Source organism: Streptomyces sp. NPDC047982 (assembly GCF_043204165.1).
Classification (GTDB): domain Bacteria; phylum Actinomycetota; class Actinomycetes; order Streptomycetales; family Streptomycetaceae; genus Streptomyces.
The window spans coordinates 304772-325699 of sequence record NZ_JBIDBS010000001.1; the positions used below are offsets into that span (position 1 = coordinate 304772).

General features: G+C 70.5%; 19 protein-coding genes. 11 read left to right on the top strand and 8 right to left on the bottom strand.

Going from position 1 to position 20928, the window contains the following annotated elements; all coding sequences use genetic code 11:
• Window positions 1-205: 205 nt before the first annotated feature.
• Genes ACGF2V_RS01350 through paaA form a run of 5 tightly spaced genes read right to left on the bottom strand, consistent with a single transcriptional unit; the run spans window position 206 to window position 3787 of the window.
• Window positions 206-1264, bottom strand: coding sequence for a 2Fe-2S iron-sulfur cluster-binding protein (locus ACGF2V_RS01350; RefSeq protein ID WP_362709888.1), 1059 nt, complete (start codon window positions 1262-1264; stop codon window positions 206-208).
• Window positions 1265-1795, bottom strand: a complete 531-nt coding sequence (gene paaD / locus ACGF2V_RS01355; RefSeq protein ID WP_362709885.1) for a 1,2-phenylacetyl-CoA epoxidase subunit PaaD — start codon at window positions 1793-1795, stop codon at window positions 1265-1267.
• Window positions 1789-2490 (bottom strand): 1,2-phenylacetyl-CoA epoxidase subunit PaaC, encoded by a 702-nt coding sequence (gene paaC / locus ACGF2V_RS01360; protein ID WP_362619485.1) that lies wholly within the window; start codon window positions 2488-2490, stop codon window positions 1789-1791. Before paaC ends, paaD begins: the two co-directional genes overlap by 7 nt.
• Window positions 2487-2777: a 1,2-phenylacetyl-CoA epoxidase subunit PaaB gene (gene paaB / locus ACGF2V_RS01365; protein WP_073790700.1), complete on the bottom strand. Its 291-nt coding sequence runs from the start codon at window positions 2775-2777 to the stop codon at window positions 2487-2489. Before paaB ends, paaC begins: the two co-directional genes overlap by 4 nt.
• Window positions 2774-3787, bottom strand: coding sequence for a 1,2-phenylacetyl-CoA epoxidase subunit PaaA (gene paaA, locus ACGF2V_RS01370; RefSeq protein WP_362619488.1), 1014 nt, complete (start codon window positions 3785-3787; stop codon window positions 2774-2776). Before paaA ends, paaB begins: the two co-directional genes overlap by 4 nt.
• A 118-nt stretch (window positions 3788-3905) precedes the next feature.
• Between paaA and ACGF2V_RS01375 the strand changes: the two genes are divergently transcribed.
• From ACGF2V_RS01375 to ACGF2V_RS01385, 3 genes are read left to right on the top strand one after another with little or no spacing between them, the layout of a single operon-like run.
• Entirely contained in the window at window positions 3906-4691 is a 786-nt protein-coding gene (locus tag ACGF2V_RS01375) for a DUF5819 family protein (protein WP_362709883.1), read from the top strand.
• Window positions 4688-6004 carry an HTTM domain-containing protein gene (locus ACGF2V_RS01380; RefSeq protein WP_362709880.1) on the top strand — a complete coding sequence of 439 codons (1317 nt, stop codon included), beginning with the start codon at window positions 4688-4690 and terminating at the stop codon, window positions 6002-6004. Before ACGF2V_RS01375 ends, ACGF2V_RS01380 begins: the two co-directional genes overlap by 4 nt.
• A 47-nt stretch (window positions 6005-6051) precedes the next feature.
• Complete coding sequence (locus ACGF2V_RS01385; RefSeq protein ID WP_362709930.1) at window positions 6052-6795, top strand: TrmH family RNA methyltransferase; 744 nt, start codon at window positions 6052-6054, stop codon at window positions 6793-6795.
• Window positions 6796-7082: 287 nt separating this feature from the next.
• Here ACGF2V_RS01385 and paaN read toward each other — a convergent pair whose 3' ends face one another.
• Window positions 7083-8783, bottom strand: coding sequence for a phenylacetic acid degradation protein PaaN (gene paaN, locus ACGF2V_RS01390; RefSeq protein WP_362619497.1), 1701 nt, complete (start codon window positions 8781-8783; stop codon window positions 7083-7085).
• Window positions 8784-8906: 123 nt separating this feature from the next.
• On the opposite strand from paaN, the gene ACGF2V_RS01395 reads away from it, so the two are divergent.
• Window positions 8907-9503 carry a TetR/AcrR family transcriptional regulator gene (locus ACGF2V_RS01395; RefSeq protein ID WP_362619499.1) on the top strand — a complete coding sequence of 199 codons (597 nt, stop codon included), beginning with the start codon at window positions 8907-8909 and terminating at the stop codon, window positions 9501-9503.
• A gap of 145 nt (window positions 9504-9648) precedes the next feature.
• Here the strand turns inward: ACGF2V_RS01395 and ACGF2V_RS01400 are convergent, their stop codons facing one another.
• Complete coding sequence (locus ACGF2V_RS01400) at window positions 9649-10155, bottom strand: Lrp/AsnC family transcriptional regulator (protein WP_389043702.1); 507 nt, start codon at window positions 10153-10155, stop codon at window positions 9649-9651.
• Between the two features lie 263 nt (window positions 10156-10418).
• On the opposite strand from ACGF2V_RS01400, the gene pdhA reads away from it, so the two are divergent.
• From pdhA to ACGF2V_RS01435, 7 genes are all read left to right on the top strand, one after another.
• Window positions 10419-11603 carry a pyruvate dehydrogenase (acetyl-transferring) E1 component subunit alpha gene (gene pdhA, locus ACGF2V_RS01405; protein WP_362619505.1) on the top strand — a complete coding sequence of 395 codons (1185 nt, stop codon included), beginning with the start codon at window positions 10419-10421 and terminating at the stop codon, window positions 11601-11603.
• Complete coding sequence (locus tag ACGF2V_RS01410; protein ID WP_362619507.1) at window positions 11600-12631, top strand: alpha-ketoacid dehydrogenase subunit beta; 1032 nt, start codon at window positions 11600-11602, stop codon at window positions 12629-12631. The genes pdhA and ACGF2V_RS01410 overlap by 4 nt, the downstream gene beginning before the upstream one ends.
• Window positions 12631-14190, top strand: a complete 1560-nt coding sequence (locus ACGF2V_RS01415; RefSeq protein ID WP_362709878.1) for a dihydrolipoamide acetyltransferase family protein — start codon at window positions 12631-12633, stop codon at window positions 14188-14190. Before ACGF2V_RS01410 ends, ACGF2V_RS01415 begins: the two co-directional genes overlap by 1 nt.
• A gap of 281 nt (window positions 14191-14471) precedes the next feature.
• On the top strand, window positions 14472-15320 hold the full coding sequence (locus ACGF2V_RS01420) for a DUF6457 domain-containing protein (RefSeq protein WP_362709928.1): 849 nt from the start codon (window positions 14472-14474) through the stop codon (window positions 15318-15320).
• A gap of 485 nt (window positions 15321-15805) precedes the next feature.
• On the top strand, window positions 15806-17647 hold the full coding sequence (locus tag ACGF2V_RS01425; protein WP_362619516.1) for a molybdopterin molybdotransferase MoeA: 1842 nt from the start codon (window positions 15806-15808) through the stop codon (window positions 17645-17647).
• Window positions 17605-18741 (top strand): potassium channel family protein, encoded by a 1137-nt coding sequence (locus ACGF2V_RS01430; RefSeq protein WP_362619519.1) that lies wholly within the window; start codon window positions 17605-17607, stop codon window positions 18739-18741. The genes ACGF2V_RS01425 and ACGF2V_RS01430 overlap by 43 nt, the downstream gene beginning before the upstream one ends.
• A 186-nt stretch (window positions 18742-18927) precedes the next feature.
• On the top strand, window positions 18928-19914 hold the full coding sequence (locus ACGF2V_RS01435) for an NAD(P)H-quinone oxidoreductase (RefSeq protein ID WP_362709876.1): 987 nt from the start codon (window positions 18928-18930) through the stop codon (window positions 19912-19914).
• Between the two features lie 454 nt (window positions 19915-20368).
• On the opposite strand, the gene ACGF2V_RS01440 is transcribed toward ACGF2V_RS01435, so the two are convergent.
• Entirely contained in the window at window positions 20369-20914 is a 546-nt protein-coding gene (locus ACGF2V_RS01440) for a bacterial proteasome activator family protein (protein ID WP_362619525.1), read from the bottom strand.
• Window positions 20915-20928: the final 14 nt, after the last annotated feature.

Genomic DNA, 20928 nt, shown 5'->3' on the forward strand with positions numbered 1-20928 from the left:
CTTCTGCTCCGGTGACTGACGGCCCGTCAAGATAGAACAGGTTCTACGAGAAGGGAACAGGAGAGCACGCGAGTGTGTGCGGCGGGGTGGGTGGCAGGCAGGCCGGCAGGAAACCGGAGCGAGGCGGGGGCAGGGTGGGGGAAACGGGGGTGGAGCGGAGCGGTGCGAAGCAGCGTGGGCGCAGGCGCGGGTCGCTGCGGCGCGATCAGCGGTCGAAGTCCAGTTCCACCTCCGGTGTCGCCGGATGCGACTGGCACGCCAGCACGTATCCCGCGTCCGTCTCCTCGGGTTCCAGCGCGAAGTTGCGGTCCATCCGGACCGCGCCCGACACCAGGAACGCCCGGCATGTCCCGCACACACCGCCCTTGCAGGCGTACGGCGCGTCGGAGCGGCTGCGCAGGACCGTTTCCAGCAACGACTCGCCCTCCTGCACCGGCCAGGTGCCGGAACGGCCGTCCAGGGTCGCCGTGAGTCTGCTGTGGACGGGTCCTTCGGGCCGGGGCCGGGTGGCCGGTTCCGGGCCGTCGTCCACATGGAAGATCTCCTGGTGGATGCGTGTCCGGCCGACGCCCAGGCCGCGCAGCGCGCCTTCCGCCGCCTGCACGAGGCCGAACGGTCCGCACAGATACCAGCCGTCCACCTCCGTCACCGGAAGCAGCGCGGGCAGCAGCCGACCGAGCCGGTCCCGGTCCAGCCGGCCGGACGGCAGACCCGCCTGCTGTTCCTCCCGGGAGAGCGCCGTGACCAGTTGGAATCTGTCCGGGTAGCGGTCCTTCAGATCGGCGACCTCGTCGAGGAACATCGTCGATCCGGCCGTCCGATCGCTCCGGATCAGGCAGAAATGGGCGTCGGGCTCCCGCTCCAGCAGCGTCGCCGCGATCGACAGCACCGGGGTGATCCCGCTGCCCCCGACGATCGCCGCGAAGCGCCCGGGGCGCGGCACGAGCACGAAACGGCCCATCGGCGGCATTGCCTCGACCACGTCGCCCACGGAGAGCTCTTTCAGCGCGTAGGTGGAGAACACGCCGCCGTCGACGAGCCGGATCCCCACGCGCAGCACCGGATCGGCCGGTTCCGCGACGGCTGGGGAGCAGATCGAGTACGAGCGGCGGATCTCTTCGCCGCCGACGGTATAGCGCACATTGAGGTGCTGACCAGGCTGGTGGCGGAAGGTGTCGCGCAGCCCGGACGGCACGGCGAGGGTGACGGCCACCGAATCGTCCGTGAGCCGTTCGATCACGTGGACCCGGAGCGGATGGAACATCTACAACTCCTTGAAGTGGTCGAACGGTTCGTGACACGTCACACATCGGCGCAGTGCCTTGCACGCGGTGGAGGAGAACCGGCTCAGCAGCTCCGTGTCGGTCGAGCCGCAGTGGGGGCAGCGCACCGAGAGTGTGAGCGGCACCGGCCCGCCGCCAGAGGCCGCATCACTCTGGGAAGCCGTGGACGCGGCGTCGTGCGGTCGCGGGGGCGCGATGCCGGACTCGGCGAGCTTGCGTCGTCCTTCCGCGCTGATGTCGTCCGTGGACCATGGCGGGGAGAGCACGGTGACCACGGAGACGTCCGGTATGCCGTGGTCGTTCAGCACTCGCTCGATGTCGGCGGACATGGCCTCGATCGCCGGGCAGCCGGTGTAGGTCGGGGTGAGACGCACGGTGACCCGTCCGGGCGCGACAACCTCCACGGCCCGCAGCACCCCCAGTTCGTCCAGTGTCAGCATGGGCATCTCGGGATCGGGCACGGAGCCCGCCAGCCGGTGCAGTTCCGCTTCGAGAAGGGTCTCGGTCACCATGTCGCCCCCGGGTGGCTGCGATGCAGATGCTGCATCTCGGCGAGCATCCGGCCGAAGGGTTCGGTATGGATGCCCCGGCGTCCCGCACCCGCCGTCCACGCCGTGGACTGCGGGCCGTCCGGCACGGTCAGTGTCGCCCGCTCCAGCACGGCGGTGATGGACTGCGACCAACCGTCCCGCAGCGAGGGCCAGTCGACCTCCACTCCTTCGACGGGCTGGAACAGTTCACCGGTGAACCGCCAGAGGGCGTCCACCGCGCGCTGCATCCGTTCATGGCTCTCGTCCGTGCCGTCGCCGAGCCGCAGGGTCCAGTGCTCCGCGTGGTCCAGGTGGTACGCGACCTCCTTGACCGCTTTCGCCGCCAGCCCGGCGAACGGGCCGTGTCCCGCCGCGAGTTGCTCGTACAGAAGGTGCTGATAGGCAGAGAAGCAGAGCTGCCGGGCGATGGTGTGGGCGAAGTCGCCGTTCGGCTGCTCGACCAACTGGACGTTACGGAAGTTGCGTTCCTCGCGCAGATACGCCAATTCGTCCTCGTCGCCCGCGAGGGAGAGCAGCACACGGGCCTGCCCCAGCAGGTCCAGGGCGATGTTGGCCAGTGCCACTTCCTCCTCCAGTACGGGGGCGTGGCCGGCCCACTCTCCCAGCCGGTGCGAGAGCACCAGCGCGTCGTCGCCCAGGGCGAGAGCCGCGTTCACAGGTGCTTCACCCCTTCGGGGATGTCGTAGAACGTCGGGTGGCGGTACGGCTTGTCGGCGGCCGGCTCGAAGAACGAGTCCTTCTCGTCCGGCGACGACGCCGTCACCTGGGCGGACGGGACGACCCATATGGAGACGCCCTCGGAACGGCGTGTGTACAGATCGCGTGCGTTGCGCAGGGCCATCTCCGCGTCCGGGGCGTGCAGGCTGCCCGCGTGGGTGTGGGACAGTCCGCGGCGCGAGCGCACGAACACCTCCCACAGCGGCCATTCGGTCGAGCTGCTCATGCTGTCGCCTCCCCGTTCCGTACCGGTGTGTGCTTCGCGGCGTACGCGGTCGCCGCGTCCCTGACCCAGGCGCCTTCCTCATGCGCCCGGCGGCGCTGGCCGAGACGCTGTTCGTTGCACGGGCCGTTGCCCTTGAGCACCTCCTGGAACTCCGTCCAGTCGATCGCGCCGAAGTCGTGGCGTCCGCGCTGCTCGTTCCACCGCAGGTCCGGATCCGGGAGGGTGAGTCCCAGGGCCTCGGCCTGCGGCACGCATATGTCCACGAAACGCTGCCGCAGCTCGTCGTTGGAATGCCGCTTGATCTTCCAGGCCATCGACCGCGCCGAGTGGGCCGACGCGTCGTCCGGCGGACCGAACATCATCAGGGACGGCCACCACCAGCGGTTCACCGCGTCCTGTGCCATCTCGCGCTGGGCCGGGGTGCCGCGGCTGAGGGCGAGCAGCAGTTCGTACCCCTGGCGCTGGTGGAACGACTCCTCCTTGCAGATACGGACCATCGCCCGGGCGTAGGGGCCGTAGGAGCAGCGGCAGAGCGGGACCTGGTTCGTGATCGCGGCACCGTCCACCAGCCAGCCGATCGCTCCGACGTCCGCCCAGGTCAGCGTGGGGTAGTTGAAGATCGACGAATACCGTTGACGACCCGCGTGAAGCTTGTCGAGCAGTTCCTCGCGACCGACGCCCAGTGTCTCGGTCGCGCTGTACAGATAGAGCCCGTGCCCTGCCTCGTCCTGCACCTTGGCCATCAGGATCGCCTTGCGGCGCAGCGAGGGCGCTCGCGAGATCCAGTTGGCCTCCGGCTGCATGCCGATGATCTCGGAGTGGGCGTGCTGGGCCATCTGCCTGATCAGTGAGGCACGGTAGGCGTCGGGCATCCAGTCGCGCGGCTCGATGCGCTCGTCCGCCGCCACCGCGGCGTCGAAGGTCGCTTCGAGCGCCTCGTCGGCTCCGTCGGCCCCCTGGGGCCCGCCTGCTCCCGTCTGCGTCGTCTGGGCCGCAGTCACTGCCGTCATTCCGGACTCCCTACCGACCGACCGATCGTTCGGTTCGCTGTCTACAATGGTGGGTCGGCGGCCCGTAGGGTGTCAACCCTGTGGACAACTCACCGGGATCGACGGGGATCGGGGCGCGATGGATTCGTACGACGAAACGGACGGCGAGAACGGAAGCGGGGGAGCCGGGCCGGGGCAGGTCCGGCGGCAGTGCCGCGGAGCGGGGCTGGGCGAGGGCACGCCGCCCGGCGCCGGTCCGGGACCGGGTCACGCCTCCCCGGGCGGCATGGCCGCACTCTCGCTTCCGTACCAGGCCGTCGCGGCGATCGCGCTCTCGGTCATCGGACTGGTCGTCTGTGGCCACCTGGCCATGGTGTTCCTGCACGTCGCACCGTCCAACACCCTGACCAAGCAGCACGGCGAAGCGGTCGACGACTGGATCTACCCGGAGTTCGAGCAGAACTGGAAGTTGTTCGCCCCGAACCCACTCCAGCAGAACGTGGCCGTGCACGTACGGGCCGAGGTTGCGGGGGACGACGGCCGGCGCACCACCGCCTGGATGAGCCTGACCGGTGAGGACATCAAGGCGATACGCGGCAACGTCATACCCAGCCACATCCACCAGAACGAGCTGCGACGAGCCTGGGACTTCTACCTCAACTCCCACGACGACGAGAACCGGGCGAACGGCCTGCGCGGTGAGCTGTCCGAGCGCTACATCCGCCGCATCGCGATGCGGCGCCTTGCCGAACACGACTACGGCGGCACCATCGAGCGCATACAGATCCGTTCCGAGGTGCGGTCCGTCGGGGCACCCGACTGGAGCAATGAGAAGATCAACACCAAGCCGTCCTACCGGGTGCTGCCGTGGTGGACCGTGACCTCCGACGATCTTCCCGAGAGCGCCCAGGGAGACGACAAGTGAGCACGTTCTCCCTCGACCGCAGGCTCGCCCACGCCATCCAGCGCGTCACGTCCACAGCCCTCGGCCCTTACCAGAGCGCCGTCATCCGGATCGGTTTCTCCGCCACCTATCTGCTGTTCCTGCTGCGCGAGATACCGAACCGCCACGAGATGTACGGCCCCGACGCCCCGTGGCGCTGGGACATGGCGCAGCAGCTCATATCGGGCAACCAGGCGTTCACCGCGCTCATGTGGTCGGACAGCACGCTCTGGTTCGAGGTCGTCTACGCAGTCGCCCTGCTCTCGGCCGCGCTGCTGATGGTCGGATGGCACACCCGCGCCGTGTCGGTCCTCTTCATGGTGGGTGTGCTCTCCCTGCAGAACCGCAGCATCTTCATGGGCGACGGCGGTGACAACGTCATCCACCTGATGGCCATCTACCTCGTACTGACACGCTGCGGACAGGTCTGGTCACTGGACGCGCGTCGCGCGGCCCGCACGGCGCGCGCCGCCGGTCTCGCGGTCCTCGCGCGTCCGGCGGGCGCCGAGGCGCCGGGGCAGGAGGGCGCGGCCGCGGGGTCGGAGGCCGACGACTCGGTGCGGCCGGTACGGCGGGATGTGATCGGTCCGGCTCTCTGGGGGGCACTGGGACTGGTCCTGATCGCGGCCACGCTGACCGACGGCCTCGGGGGCACCTGGTGGTTCCCGGCGCTTCTCTGGATCCTCTGGGCGGGGCAGGGGCTCTGGTGGATCGTGAACTGGCGCGCCCCGCACAGCGAGGTACGCACCCTGCTCGATGTCGTCGCCAACCTCGCCCACAACGCAACCCTCGTCGTGATCATGGCCGAGGTCTGTGTGATCTACGCGACGGCCGGTTGGTACAAGGTTCAGGGCTCTCGGTGGCAGGACGGCACGGCGCTGTACTACCCGCTGAAGCTCGACTACTTTGCGCCATGGCCCGCGCTGTCGGACATCCTCGCGTCCAGCGGTGTGATCGTGATGCTGGTGAGCTATGGCACGGTGATCGTGCAGGTCGCGTTCCCCTTCACCCTGTTCAACCGGAAGGTCAAGAACGTTCTGCTCGCGGTCATGATCTGTGAGCACGTCGGCATCGCGCTGCTGCTCGGGCTGCCGTTCTTCTCCATGGCGATGATCGCCGCCGATGCCGTGTTCCTGCCCACCGTCTTTCTGGTGTGGCTCGGCGACCGGCTGGCCCTCGGGCGGAGGCTGCTGTTCGGGCGGGAAGCGAGGGTGCTGCCTGGTCAGCGACGTTCCGTCGAGGTAGAGGAGGCCCCGCAGCGAAGTGGCGGCGAGGGTCATACGCTCGTCGGGTGAGTAGTGAGAGCGGGAGCAGGACCGGCGGTATCGGCCACACCGGCAGCATCGGCGGGAAAACGCCGACCGAGGAGCCGCCGGGAGCCGGAACGCCCGATGGGCCCGAACCGGCGGCGGAGCCGGTGCAGTACGACGACGGGTACGGGACGCAGGTCGGGGTCGGGCCGCACGCCCTGCCCTGGCCCGTGGGCGAGCAGTACGACCCCGAGCTGCTCGCCCACGGGGACCGGCGCAACGTCGGCGACGCCTATCGCTACTGGACGCGGGAGGCGATCGTCGCCGACCTGGACCTGCGGCGGCACGACTTCCATGTGGCGGTCGAGAACTGGGGCCACGACTTCAACATCGGCTCTGTGGTGCGGACCGCGAACGCCTTCCTCGCCAAGGAGATCCACATCGTCGGGCGACGGCGCTGGAACCGGCGCGGTGCGATGGTCACCGACCGCTACCAGCATGTGCGGCACCACCCCGACACGGAGTCGCTGACGGAGTGGGCGGCCGCTGAGAGGCTGCCGATCATCGGCATCGACAACCTTCCGGGCGCGGTCCCGCTCGAACGCACCGAGTTGCCGCGTCGGTGCGTGCTGCTCTTCGGACAGGAAGGGCCCGGGCTGACCGAGGAGGCCCGCGAGCACGCGGCCATGGTCTGCTCCATCGCGCAGTTCGGGTCGACGCGGTCGATCAATGCAGGTGCCGCCGCCGCGATTGCCATGCATGCGTGGGTGCAGCGGTACGCGGAGATTCCGGAGGCGGGACAGGAGCCGGGGAAGGAGCCGGGGAAGGAGCTCTGACGCGGGTGGAGAGCATCCGGCGCGGACAGGGATGTGGTGTCGGCGAACAGCGGTCCCGTGGCGAGTTCCCCGGCATCGGCCCCGCCCCGGCATCGGACCTGGGCCTCGGGTCTCGGGCCCAGCCTCGGCCCCTGGCCCCGGGCCCTCTTCGCTTCGGAGCGATGCGAAGAGGGCCCCGGCGGTTCGGAAAGGACCGAGCAGTCCGGTTCAGTCGGGAGTAGCTCGCGGCGGTTGTGGCCGGGGAGACTCGGGGACACGGAGCGCCAGGGGCCGGGGGCCGGGCGGTGTCACGCCTGGCGGCGGACCTCCACCATACGGAAGCGGTTTGCCACGAAGGCGCTGTCACACAGGGCCGCGTTCGCTGCCGGGTTACCGCCCGAGCCGTGGAAGTCGGAGAACGCCGCGGTCTGGTTGACGTACACGCCACCCGTGAGGTTCAGCGACAACTGGGCCGACTCGTCCAGGCAGACGTCCTCGATCGCGCGCTCCACCTCCGGTGAGGTGGTGTGGGCGCCGACGGTCATCGCGCCCTTGTCGCGGACCGTCCGGCGGAGAAGCTCTACGGCGTCGGCCGTCGAGTCGACGGCGACGGCGAAGGAGACCGGTCCGAAGCACTCCGACATGTAGTGCTCCGCGTCGTCCGGCTTGTTGCCGTCCAGTTTGACGATGACGGGCGTGCGGACCACGGCGTCGGGGAATTCCGGGTTGACCACCGCACGGGAGGGCAGGGCGACTTCGCCCAGCCCCGCGGCTGCTTCCAGCCGGGCCTTCACATCGGGGTTGACGAGGGCGCCGAGCAGGGCGCTCGCCCGGGCGTCGTCTCCCAGCAGACCGTCGACCGCGGTCGCGATGTCGGCGACGACTTCGTCGTACGTCTTGTCTCCGGCGTCGGTCGAGATGCCGTCGCGGGGGATCAGCAGGTTCTGCGGGGTGGTGCACATCTGTCCGCTGTACAGCGAGAGGGAGAAGGCCAGGTTGGAGAGCATGCCCCGGTAGTCGTCGGTGGAGTCGAGGACGATCGTGTTGACCCCGGCCTTTTCCGTGTAGACCTGTGCCTGGCGGGCGTTTGTCTCCAGCCAGTCGCCGAAGGCGGTGGACCCGGTGTAGTCGATGATCTTGATCTCGGGGCGTACGGCGAGGGTCTTCGCGATGCCTTCGCCGGGTCGCTCGGCGGCCAGGGCGACCAGGTTGGCGTCGAAGCCCGCCTCGACGAGCACCTCGCGGGCCAGCCGGACCGTGAGCGCGAGCGGGAGCACCGCACGCGGATGCGGCTTGACCAGGACGGGGTTGCCTGTGGCCAGCGAGGCGAACAGGCCCGGGTAGCCGTTCCACGTGGGGAACGTGTTGCACCCGACCAGCAGCGAGATGCCGCGCGGAGCGGCGGTGAACGACTTGTGCAGCCGGAGCGGATCGCGCTTGCCCTGCGGCTTGGTCCAGTCGGCGTTGCCAGGGGTACGGACCTGCTCCGCGTACGCGTACGCCACGGCTTCCAGCCCGCGGTCCTGGGCGTGCGGCCCGCCCGCCTGGAGCGCCATCATGAACGCCTGGCCGCTGGTGTGCATCACCGCGTGGGCGAACTCGTGGGTCCTGGCGCTGATCCGCGAAAGGATCTCCAGGCACACCAGCGCCCTGGTCTCGGGGCCCGCAGCCCGCCAGGCGGCCATGCCCATACGCATCGCCGGGAGCAGCACGTCCAGGTCGGCGTGCGGATACTCGACGCCCAGCTCCGGTCCGTACGGAGAGACCTCTCCGCCCGTCCAGCCGTCGGTGCCCGGCTGGCCGAGGTCGAGGCGGGAGTGCAGCACTGCGTCGAATGCCGCCTTGCCCTCGGCGGCGCCCAGGCTGCCGGGGGCGCCGCCCTCGCCGTACGCCTTCGGATGCTCGGGGTGCGGGGACCAGTACGCGCGGCTACGGATCGCGTCGAGGGCCTGGTCGAGCGTGGGGCGGTGCTTCTCGGAAAGCAGATGCGGGGTGAGCTCGGCGGCCATGACGGACCAACTCCTCGTCGAGCTGGGCAGGGACAGGTGGACAGAGTTAGAGTAACCGAACGATCGGTCGGGACAAGGGGGCCCGCCAAACCTGTGGACAACTTGTAGGGGAGGATCACGGACATGACCACGGCCAAGCGGGACACGTACACCCCGGAGACCCTGCTCACCGTCGCCGTCCGGGTCTTCAACGAGCGCGGCTACGACGGCACGTCGATGGAGCACCTCTCCAAGGCGGCGGGCATCTCCAAGTCCTCCATCTACCACCACGTCACGGGCAAGGAAGACCTGCTCCACCGTGCGGTGAGCCGGGCGCTGGAGGGGCTCTTCGGGATTCTCGACGAATCCGGCGCGACGCAGGGGCGGGCGGTCGAGCGCGTCGAATACGTCACGCGTCGTACCGTCGATGTGCTGATAGCCGAACTTCCCTACGTCACTCTCCTGCTGCGCGTGCGGGGCAACACGAGGACGGAGCGCTGGGCGCTGGAGCGGCGGCGCGAGTTCGACCAGCGGGTGACGGATCTGCTCGGGGCGGCCGTCGCGGAGGGAGATCTCCGTTCGGATGTGGACATACGACTGGTGACGCGGCTGCTGTTCGGAATGGTCAACTCCCTCGTGGAGTGGTACCGGCCGCAGCCGGACGGCGGCGCCGACGGCGAGCGGCTGGCGGACACACTCGTCCGAGTGGCCTTCGAGGGGATGCGGTCCACCAGCCGCTGAGACCGGCACTGGCCCGGGCGCTGGCCCAGGCACCGGCCCGTCGGCCGTTGGCACGGTCTGTTGCCGCTCCGTCTGCCGTTGGCACTGCCTGTTGCGGTCCGCCGCTGCGGGCTCCGAGGCCATGACTGCCGCGGCCCGGCGTCGGTCAGGTGAGCTCGGTGGGCCGCTCCGGGCCAGGGGCCAGGTCCGTCTCCTCGAACACGAGCAGCGTGCGGGTGGAGAGCACCTCCGGAATGGACTGGATCTTCGTCAGGACCAGCTCGCGCAGCGACCGGTTGTCCGGGGTGTGCACCAGCAGCAGGACATCGAAGTCGCCACTGACGAGCGCGATGTGGGTCGCGCCCGGCAGGGCCTGGAGCTGCTCGCGCACGGTGCGCCAGGAATTCTGGACGATCTTGAGCGTGATGTAGGCGGAGGCGCCCTCGCCCGCCCGCTCGTGGTCGACACGGGCGCTGAATCCGCGGATCACGCCGTCGTCCATGAGCCGGTTGATCCGCGCGTACGCGTTGGCGCGGGACACGTGGACGCGATCGGCCACCGACCGTATCGAGGCGCGGCCGTCCGTCTGGAGCAGCCGCAGGATGTCGCGGTCGATGGCGTCGAGCGGGCGTGCCGGCGGAATCCGGTCGGGTCCCTCGGTCCCGTCGGCCATTTGTTCAGCTGCCATGTGCCCGCGCCTCCTCGTCCTGGACGACCTGCCCCTATCCCAGGCTGTGGATAACCGTTTGTCCACAGGCTGAAGGTGCCTGTAGCCAAAATGCGTTCGCGACCGAACAATCGGTAGGTGAGGCACGCCGCAGCCGCGCCTCGGACAGCGCTCGACATTTCGATGTATTTCGACACCCCTCGGCATCGGACGATCCCCGACGCCGACAGACGCCGCTCGAAACCCCTCGATGCCAGGAGGTGCTTGTCATGACGGTCCAAGAGCTGCCCGGCGCGGCCGCTTACCGTCCCACGCCGCCCCCGGCCTGGAAGCCGCTCACCGATCCCGCGCCGCTGCTCCCGGACCCCGAGCCGTACCGCGTGCTCGGTACGGACGCCGTGGGCCATGCCGATCCCGGGCTGCTGCTCCGGCTCTACGCGGAGCTGGTCCGTGGCCGCAGGTACAACGCGCAGGCCACCGCCCTGACCAAGCAGGGGCGGCTCGCCGTCTACCCGTCGAGCACCGGGCAGGAGGCGTGCGAGATAGCGGCCGCGCTGGTGCTGGAGGACCGGGACTGGCTCTTTCCCAGCTACCGCGACACGCTGGCGGCCGTGGCGCGTGGTCTGGACCCGGTCGAGGCGCTGACGCTGCTGCGTGGTGACCGGCATACCGGTTACGACCCGCGTCAGCACCGCATCGCACCGCTCTGCACCCCGCTCGCCACCCAGTTGCCGCATGCCGTGGGCCTGGCGCACGCGGCCCGCCTTCGGGGCGACGACGTCGTGGCGCTGGCCATGGTCGGCGACGGCGGCACCAGCGAGGGGGATTTTCACGAGGCGCTCAATTTCGCGGCCGTCTGGCGGGCCCCGGTCGTCTTCCTCGTGCAGAACAACGGCTTCGCGATCTCCGTGCCGCTGGCGAAGCAGACCGCGGCCCCGTCCCTGGCGCACAAGGCCGTGGGGTACGGGATGCCGGGCCGGCTGGTGGACGGCAATGACGCGGTGGCCGTGCACCAGGTCCTCGGCGAGGCGGTCGCACAGGCGCGGAGCGGTGGCGGTCCCACGCTGATCGAGGCGGTGACGTATCGCATGGACGCCCACACGAACGCCGACGACGCCACGCGCTACCGCACCGACAGCGAGGTGGAGGCGTGGCGCGCGCACGATCCGATCCAGCTCCTGGAAAGGGAGTTGACCGGGCGGGGTCTGCTCGACGACGCCGGGAGGGAAGAAGCGCGCGCGTCCGCCGAGCGGATGGCGGCGTCGCTGCGCGAGCGGATGAACGCCGATCCGGTGCTGGACCCCATGGATCTCTTCGCCCACGTCTACGCGGAGCGGACCACCCAACTGCGTGAGCAGGAGGCCCTGTTGCGCGCCGAGCGGGAAACCGAGCAGGACCAGCACCACGAGCGGCACGGCCAGGACACCCGTGACGGAGCGGAGGAGGGCCGATGACCACCGCAGCGGCGCCGGCCGGCGAGCGGACCGCGAAGGCCAGACCCGCCACGATGGCGCAGGCTCTCGGGCGGGCGCTGCGCGACTCGATGGCCGAGGATCCCGCGGTGCACGTCCTCGGTGAGGACGTCGGCACGCTCGGCGGGGTCTTCCGGATCACCGACGGCCTGGCGAAGGAGTTCGGCGAGGACCGTTGCACGGACACGCCGCTGGCCGAGGCGGGCATTCTCGGCACGGCCGTCGGCATGGCGATGTACGGGCTGCGGCCCGTGGTGGAGATGCAGTTCGACGCGTTCGCCTATCCGGCGTTCGAGCAACTCATCAGCCATGTCGCCAAGATGCGGAACCGGACGGGCGGTGCCATGCCGCTGCCGATCACGGTCCGGGTGCCCTACGGCGGCGGGATCGGCGGGGTCGAGCATCACAGTGATTCCTCGGAGGCGTACTACATGGCGACGCCCGGCCTCCATGTCGTCACCCCCGCCACGGTCGAGGACGCGTACGGGCTGCTGAGAGCGTCGATCGCGTCCGACGATCCGGTCGTCTTCATGGAGCCGAAGCGGCTCTACTGGTCGAAGGCGGACTGGTCGCCCGACGCGCCCGCGGCCGTCGAGCCGATCGGGCGGGCCGTCGTGCGCCGGCAGGGGCGCAGCGCGACGCTCATCACGTACGGCCCTTCGCTGCCGGTCTGCATGGAGGCCGCGGAAGCGGCGGTCGAGGAGGGCTGGGACCTCGAAGTCGTCGACCTGCGTTCGCTGGTGCCGTTCGACGACGAGACGGTCAGCGCCTCCGTACGGCGTACGGGACGCGCGGTCGTCGTCCACGAGTCCTCCGGGTTCGGCGGTCCGGGCGGTGAGATAGCGGCCCGGGTCACCGAGCGGTGTTTCCACCACCTGGAGGCGCCGGTGCTGCGGGTGGCCGGGTTCGACATCCCGTACCCGCCACCGATGCAGGAGCGGCACCATCTGCCGGGCGTGGACCGGGTGCTCGACGCGGTCGCCCGCCTGCAGTGGGAGGCGGAGAGCTGATGGCCCAGGTACTCGAATTCAGGTTGCCGGACCTCGGCGAGGGGCTCACGGAGGCGGAGATCGTGCGCTGGCTGGTGGAGGTCGGCGATGTCGTCGCCATCGACCAGCCGGTCGTCGAGGTCGAGACGGCCAAGGCGATGGTGGAGGTGCCGTGCCCGTATGGGGGCGTGGTGACGGCTCGTTTCGGTGAGGAGGGTGCGGAACTGCCGGTCGGGGCACCCCTGTTGACCGTGGCGGTGGGATCCGGGGAAGAAGCGGGGACCGAGGCGTCCGCCGGGTCCGGAAGGGCAGTGAAGGCTGAGGGATCCGTGGGGGGTGCGGGGTCTGCGGGATCTGGTGGGCTGTCGGGTGCGGGTGCGGGTGCGGGTGCGGGTGCGGGTGCCAGGGCTGGGGCTGGGGCTGAGGCCGGGTCCGGGTCCGGACCTGGTGAGGCGGAGTCGTCCGGCAACGTACTCGTCGGATACGGGACTGGCGCGCCCGTGGCTCGCCGTCGCCGTGTGCGTCCGGCAGCGGGGGCAGTGCCGGGCGTCGCGCGGGAGACAGCCGCGTCGGCCGGGGCCGCTCCGGTGGCGTCCTCCGCCGCCGTTCCCTATGTGGCGCAGGGGCCGGTGGCCGTTGTCTCGCCGCTGGTGAGGAAGCTGGCGCGACAGCACGGACTCGATCTGCGTCGGCTGGTGGGGTCCGGGCCTGATGGGCTGATTCTCCGGTCCGATGTCGAGTCCGCGATCAGAGCTTCGGCGGAGGCCCCGGAATCAGGTGCTGCCGCTGCCACTGGCGCCGCCGCGCAGTCGGCGGAGCCGGCTGGGGTATCGGCGCCGTCGGTGCGGCCCTCCTCGGGGGGCCGAGGGGCGGTTCCGGCTGCGGAGCGGATCCCGCTGCGGGGCGTACGGGGCGCGGTCGCCGACAAGCTGGCGCGCAGCCGCCGGGAGATTCCCGACGCCACGTGCTGGGTCGACGCGGATGCCACCGAGCTGATGGCGGCCAGGGCCGCGATGAACAGCGCGGGCGGCTCCGCGGCGGGGCCCAAGGTGTCGGTGCTGGCTCTGTTGGCGCGCATCTGTACCGCCGCGCTGGCTCGGTTCCCCGAACTCAATTCCACGGTGGATCCGGACGCGCGGGAAATAGTGCGGCTGCCGGAGGTCCACCTCGGGTTCGCGGCACAGACCGATCGTGGGCTGGTCGTCCCCGTCATACGGGACGCGCAGGCCCGGAACGTGGAGTCGATCGGGGCTGAGATAGGTCGGCTGACCGAGGCAGCGCGGGCAGGGAGGCTCACCCCGGCGGAGCTGACCGGGGGCACGTTCACGCTGAACAACTACGGAGTGTTCGGCGTCGACGGCTCGACTCCGATCATCAACCACCCGGAGGCGGCGATGCTCGGCGTCGGCCGGATCGTGCCCAAGCCGTGGGTGCACCGGGGCGAACTCGCCGTACGCCAGGTCGTCCAGCTCTCGCTGACCTTCGACCACCGGGTCTGCGACGGCGGTACGGCGGGCGGTTTCCTGCGTTACGTGGCCGACTGCGTGGAGCAACCGGCGGTTCTGCTGCGCACGGTGTAGCCGGACGGTCGGGGCACGGCCCCGGGATTCCGTCCTTCTCCGTACGCCTCGCCCCTTCCCTCCTCTCCCCGCCTGCCCGGCCCTCCCCGCCCCGCCTTGCCCCGCTTCATCCGTGTCCGCGTCAGCGTGTGCGCATGGACACGCGGCTCGGTGCGGGGCTGGGGTGAGGGGTGGGGAGGAGGGGAGCTCCGGGCGTGGGGAGGAGTGAGGAGGAGTGGGGCCGGGACGACCGGGAGGACCGGGAGGACCGCTGGCACGCCGTGGCCCGCATACTCGGATGCATGACCCCGTATGACGCCATCGTCCTTGCCGGAGGGGCCGCCGCACGACTCGACGGAGCGGACAAGCCCGGGATCCGGGTCGGTGGCCGCACGCTGCTCGACCGGGTGCTCGCGGCCTGTGCGGGTGCCTCGACCACCGTGGTGGTGGGCGGGCGCCGGCCCACGGCACGTGCGGTGACCTGGACACGTGAGGTCCCTCAGGGCGGCGGGCCGTTGGCCGCGCTGGACGCCGGAGTCCGGTGCACCGGAGCGGAACGGGTGCTCGTGCTCTCCGCCGACCTGCCGTTCGTTGCGCAGAGCACCGTCGCGGCGCTGTGGGACGCCGTCGGCGACGGGGAGCGGGAGGGGGCCCTGTGCACGGATGAGGAAGGGCGGGACCAGCCTCTCGTGGCTGTTTACCGGGCCGAGCCGCTGCGTCGTGAACTCGCCCTGATCGCCGTCGAGCACGGCGGTCTGTCCGGACTGCCGCTGCGGCTGCTGACCGATGAACTGGATCTTGCGCGGGTGTCGGCCGGCCCTCTCGCGTCCTTCGACTGCGACACCTGGGAGGACATTGCGCAGGCCCGAGCCCGCATCAGGGAGCATGGGACCGTGCTGGACGAATGGATCAAAGCAGTCAAGAACGAACTGGGCATCGAACTCGATGTGGACACCGATGTCCTGCTCGATCTTGCCCGTGATGCCGCCCACGGCGTCGCCCGGCCCGCAGCGCCGTTGACGACCTTCCTGGTCGGATACGCGGCGGCTAAGGCGAGCGGTGACGGCGACGGACCGGCAGCGGTGGCCGAGGCGGCTCGCAGGGCTGCCGAGCTGGCTCAGCGGTGGGCGGACGAGAACGAGAGCCGATGAAGGCCCCGGACGACGGGCCCGACCCGCTCCCGGGCCGAGGCCCGCGGCCGGGCCCGAGCCTGGGAACGGGAGCGAGTCCAGGAAGAGGAACGGAGCCGACTCCGGGACTGGGGCCGGGGCTTGGCCCGAGGCCGGGAACGGGGCCTGAGGCGCGCCCGGCTCCGAGCAGGGAGTCAGGTACGGGTGCGGGTCCGGGTATGACTTCAGGGCTGGGTACGGGTGCAGGTCCGGGGGTGACTTCAGGGCTGGGTACGGGTGCAGGTCCGGGTGTGACTTCAGGGCTGGGTACGGGTGCAGGTCCGGGTGTGACTTCAGGGTCGGGTACGGGTGCAGGTCCGGGGGTGACTTCAGAGTCAGGTACGAGTGCGGGTCCGGGTGTGACTTCAGGGCTGGGTACGAGTGCGGGTCCGGGTGTGACTTCAGGGCTGGGTACGGGTGCAGGTCCGGGCGTGACTTCAGGGTCGGGTACGAGTGCGGGTCCGGGCGTGACTTCAGAGTCGGGTACGAGTGCGGAGGATGTGCGGGCCGCCGAGGAGGACCTGGCCGTCGAGCAGGCCCTCGCCCTGGTCAGGAGTCAGTCGTCGGGTGAGCCCGGCTCGGCCGGTCGGCGCTCCTCGCTGGACCAGAGCCCCGACGCTTGTCGGACCGTCTCCGCCGGGCAAGGGCGTGCGGCCGGTCGGCCCGGCCCCGCGTCGGAGCACGTGGACGCGGTCCGGTCCTCGACCTCGGCCTCAGCCACGGATCAGCGTGCCGACCGGATCTCGGACCCGGACCAGCGTGCCGACCAGCCCCATGGGGGGAATCGGCGCGGGCGGAGCACCTCTTGGCGGGAGGCGCGCGCCCTCGCCGCCCGGTCGGGCCGCAGCGCTCCCGTGCGTGTCCGGAGCCTTCCCCTCGACCAGGCACTCGGGCACGTACTCGCCGAACCGCTCGTGGCACTCACCGATCTGCCGCCCTTCGACACCTCCGCCATGGACGGCTGGGTCGTCAGCGGGCCGGGGCCGTGGACCGTCCGCGAGGCGGCGGAGTGCGGGGAAGACCTCGAAGGAGCCGGGGAAGCGGGGACGGCTGCAAGTCCGGCCTCGGGTCCGGGTCCAGCCCCGGGCGCGAAATCCCGCCCGGGGCGGGATCGGGGGATCCTCGCCGGTCACCGTGCTCCCGCCAGGCTCCCTGACGGGGACGCCGTACGTATCGCCACCGGAGCGCGTATCCCGCGGGACGCCAACGCCGTGATCCGCAGCGAACACGGCCGTGTCGACGAGGCCAAGGGACTGCTTCACGCTCCGTACCGGGTGCACCCCGGACAGGACATCAGGCCCCGCGGTCAGGAGTGCCGCTCCGGCGATCTGCTCCTGCCCGCAGGGGCCGTGGTGACCCCCGCCGTCCTCGGACTGGCGGCCGCCGCGGGATACGACGGACTGGCCACCGTTCCGCGTCCCCGCGTCGATGTCCTCGTCCTCGGCGACGAACTGCTGACCAGTGGTCTGCCACACGGCGGACTGATCCGGGACGCGCTCGGACCGATGATCGGTCCCTGGCTGCGAGCGCTGGGAGCCGTCGTCTCCGCCCCTCAGCGTCTCGGCGACGACGCGGCGGCCCTTCGGCGCGCTCTCATCTCCTCCGGCGCCGATCTGATCGTCACCACAGGCGGCACGGCCGCGGGCCCTGTCGACCACCTCCATCCGGTGCTCTCCGAGCTCGGGGCCGAGCTGCTGGTCGACGGGGTCGCCGTCCGTCCGGGTCACCCGATGCTGCTGGCCCGGCTCAAGGCAGCCGGACCCAAGGCAGCCAAACCCAAGGCAGCCGGATCCGGGGGAACCGGATCCGGGGGAACCGGATCCGGGGCAGAAGGGCTCAAGGGGCCGGAGCGGCTGGATACCGGACCGTACGTCGTCGGTCTGCCCGGCAATCCGCTGGCCGCCGTGTCCGGTCTCCTCACGCTCGCCGAGCCGCTGCTCCATGGTCTGGCCGGCCATGTTCCGTACGAGCCGTACTGGGCTGTCGTGCGCGACGAGATGCCCGGGCACCCGCACGACACCCGGCTGGTGCCCGTCGTGCACCGTGTGTCGGCTCCCCGGCACGAGACCGGCGGCCGGGGAACCCGTAGCCGGGGAGTCGACCGCCCGGTCGGTGGTGCGGGAACCGGAGGCGTTGCCGAGTTCGTTGCACCACTGCGTTACGACGGTCCGGCGATGCTTCGGGGGGTCGCTGCGGCGGACGGGCTGGCCGTTGTGCCGCCGGGCGGGGTACGGTCCGGCACCGAGGTGGAGATCCTCGAACTACCGTGGGCGTCGGCGACGCCGTGGACGGAAGGGTGTTTCACGTGAAACTTCCCGGCCACGATGCGATGGCCAGGCGCGCTGACGAGCATGTCGTCCCCACGAGGGTGCAGCTACCGCGCAGGGTCGTCGATCGTCCGGCCCGGCAGGTGGCCAAACGGTTGTTGATGGCGCTGCTGGTGCTGGCCATCACTGTGGTGATCGTCTATGTGGACCGTGACGGATACCACGACGGCGCCGATGACAAGGTGGACCTGCTGGATGCGGTGTATTACACGACGGTCAGCCTCTCCACCACCGGATACGGCGACATCACTCCGTACAGCGACAGCGCCCGGCTCGCCAATGTGTTGCTCGTGACGCCGCTGCGGGTGCTCTTTCTGATCATCCTGGTCGGCACCACCCTTGAGGTCCTCACCGAACGGACCCGGGAGGACTTCCGGCTGAAGCGTTGGAGAACCAACTTGCGTGACCACACCATCGTCGTCGGTTTCGGCACGAAGGGCCGTTCGGCCATCCAGACCCTGCGTGCCTCCGGCCTGAGGAACGACCAGATCGTCGTCGTCGACCCGGCGAGCAAGGTGATAGAGATCGCCAATGCAGAGGGATTCGTGGGGGTGGTCGGCGACGCGACGCGCAGCGAAGTGCTGCTGCGGGCGGAGCTCCAGAAGGCACGTCAGATCGTCGTCGCCACGCAGCGCGACGACACGGCGGTGCTGGTGACGTTGACTGCACGGCAGCTCAACCGGGGAGCGAAAATCGTCGCAGCGGTGCGCGAGGAGGAGAATGCCCCGTTGTTGCGGCAGTCCGGTGCCGATGCCGTGATCACCAGCGCCAGTGCGGCCGGACGACTGCTCGGGCTCTCCGTCCTCAGCCCCAGTGCGGGCACGGTGATGGAGGACCTCATCCAGCAGGGCAGCGGTCTGGACCTCGTCGAACGGCCGGTGATAAAGGCCGAGGTGGGCAAGACTGTCCGGGAGACGGACGATCTCGTGGTCAGCGTGCTGCGCGGGCACCGGCTGCTTGCGTACGACGACCCGGCGGCGAGCCCCTTGCAGTTGACGGACCGCCTGATCACCATCGTGCGCGCCGCCAACGAACAGTCGCTCGGCAACCCGACGCCCGGCGGCCCGCGCCCGTAGTCGGCGCACGCACGCACCGTATTTTGCCCTCCCGCGAGGCGGTCTGTCCGGAGTCCCGTGAGGGGGTGTTGTCCGGGCCGTGAGATGGTGCCCCTGTCCACGTGAGCAGGTCGTCCGGGCGCGTGACGGGGTTGATCGGCTCGCGTCAAGACCGCCCGGCCCGGGGCACGGAGTAGCCTCGCGGCCATGTATGCGATCACGATCCCCGAACCCGGTGGCCCCGAGGCGCTCGTATGGGCCGAGGTGCCCGATCCGGTGGTCGGCGAGGGCGAGGTCCTCGTCGATGTCGTGTCCAGCGCGGTCAATCGCGCGGACGTGCTGCAGCGGCAGGGGTTCTACAACCCGCCACCCGGGGCGTCACCGTACCCGGGCCTGGAGTGCGCGGGCCGTGTCTCGGCGGTCGGGCCCGGCGTCAGCGGCTGGTCGGTCGGCGACGAGGTGTGCGCGCTGCTCGCGGGCGGCGGTTACGCGGAGAAGGTCGCCGTGCCCGCCGGACAACTGCTGCCGGTGCCGGACGGAGTCGACCTGGTGACGGCCGCCGCGCTGCCCGAGGTGACGGCCACGGTCTGGTCGAACGTGTTCATGGTGGCCCATCTGCGCCCCGGCGAGACCTTGTTGGTGCACGGCGGGTCCAGCGGCATCGGAACGATGGCGATCCAGCTCGCCAAGGCGGTGGGCGCGCGGGTCGCGGTGACCGCGGGCGGGCCGGAGAAGCTGGCGCGCTGCGCGGAGCTCGGGGCCGACATCCTGATCGACTACCGGGAGCAGGACTTCGTCCAGGAACTGCGCCGGGCGACGGACGGGGCGGGCGCGGACGTCATCCTCGACATCGTCGGCGCGAAGTACCTGGACCGGAACGTGAAGGCGCTCGCCGTCAACGGCCGACTGACCATCATCGGTCTCCAGGGCGGCGTGAAGGGCGACCTGAACCTGAACGCCCTGCTGCGCAAGCGAGCTGCCATCACCGCGACCTCGCTGCGAGGCCGTCCGCTCGCCGAGAAGGCGGCGATCGTCGCCGCCGTACGCGAGCACGTCTGGCCGTTGATCGCCGGTGGGATCGTCCGGCCGGTCGTGGACCGCTCGCTGCCGATGCCGGACGCCGCCGAGGCCCACCGGGTGCTGGAGTCCAGCGCCCACATCGGGAAGGTGCTGCTGCGGAACCCGGCGGCCTGACGTCCCCCCGCCCCGCATGGTTCACGGCCACCCGCCTGGCTCACGGCTTCCCGCCCCGCATGGTTCACGGCATCCGTGCCGCGCATGGCTGACGGCGGCCCGGAACGCCTGACCGGCGACCGGGCTCTGCGGGTCTGACGGTGCTCTGCGGTCTGACGGCGCTCTGCGGTCTGACGGCGCTCTGCGCGGCACGTGTGCGCAGAGCGCCGGGTCTGACGCGTCCCCGCTCGCGTCGGACGCGTGCACGCGTGTGCGTACACGAAGAGGCCCGGCGCGCCGGTCGTCGACCTTGTGCGTCGGGCCTTGTGCTTCGTGTGATCGTTGTGGTGCGTGCGTGCGTCGTGTGAGCGAGCGGCGCGGACCGGACGATCGGCCTACGGGCCTCCGGCCACGGAGCACCGACCACGGTTACGGGCTTGCGGGCATACGGGCCAGAGGCTCACGGGCTCACGGGCTAGAGATACGGCCCGGTCCGGATGGCTCCGCTCTGTTCGACGCCGTCCTGCTCCTCGTGCCCGCCACCCGACGGAAGTGCGCGGCGCATCTGCTCCAGCTGGGCCCGCGCCGCCATCTGCTGGGCGAACAACGCGGTCTGGATGCCGTGGAACAGGCCCTCCAGCCAGCCCACCAACTGGGCCTGCGCGATCCGGAGTTCCGCCTCGGACGGCACCGAGTCCTCGGTGAACGGCAGGGAGAGCCGCTCCAGCTCCTCCACCAGTTCCGGTGCGAGACCGTCCTCCAGCTCCTTCACGGAACCGGCGTGGATCTCCTTGAGCCTGACCCGGCTCGCCTCGTCGAGAGGAGCCGCCCTGACCTCTTCCAGGAGCTGCTTGATCATGCTGCCGATGCGCATGACCTTCGCGGGCTGTTCGACCATCTCCGTCACCGGGACCTCACGCGACTCGTCGTCAGTACCACCGCCGCCGATCGCCATGCCGTCCTGCCCCACCACGAGGACTTGGGGGTGCTCCTGCGACCGTTCATTCCTCGGCATCTCCATGGCGTCATTGTCTC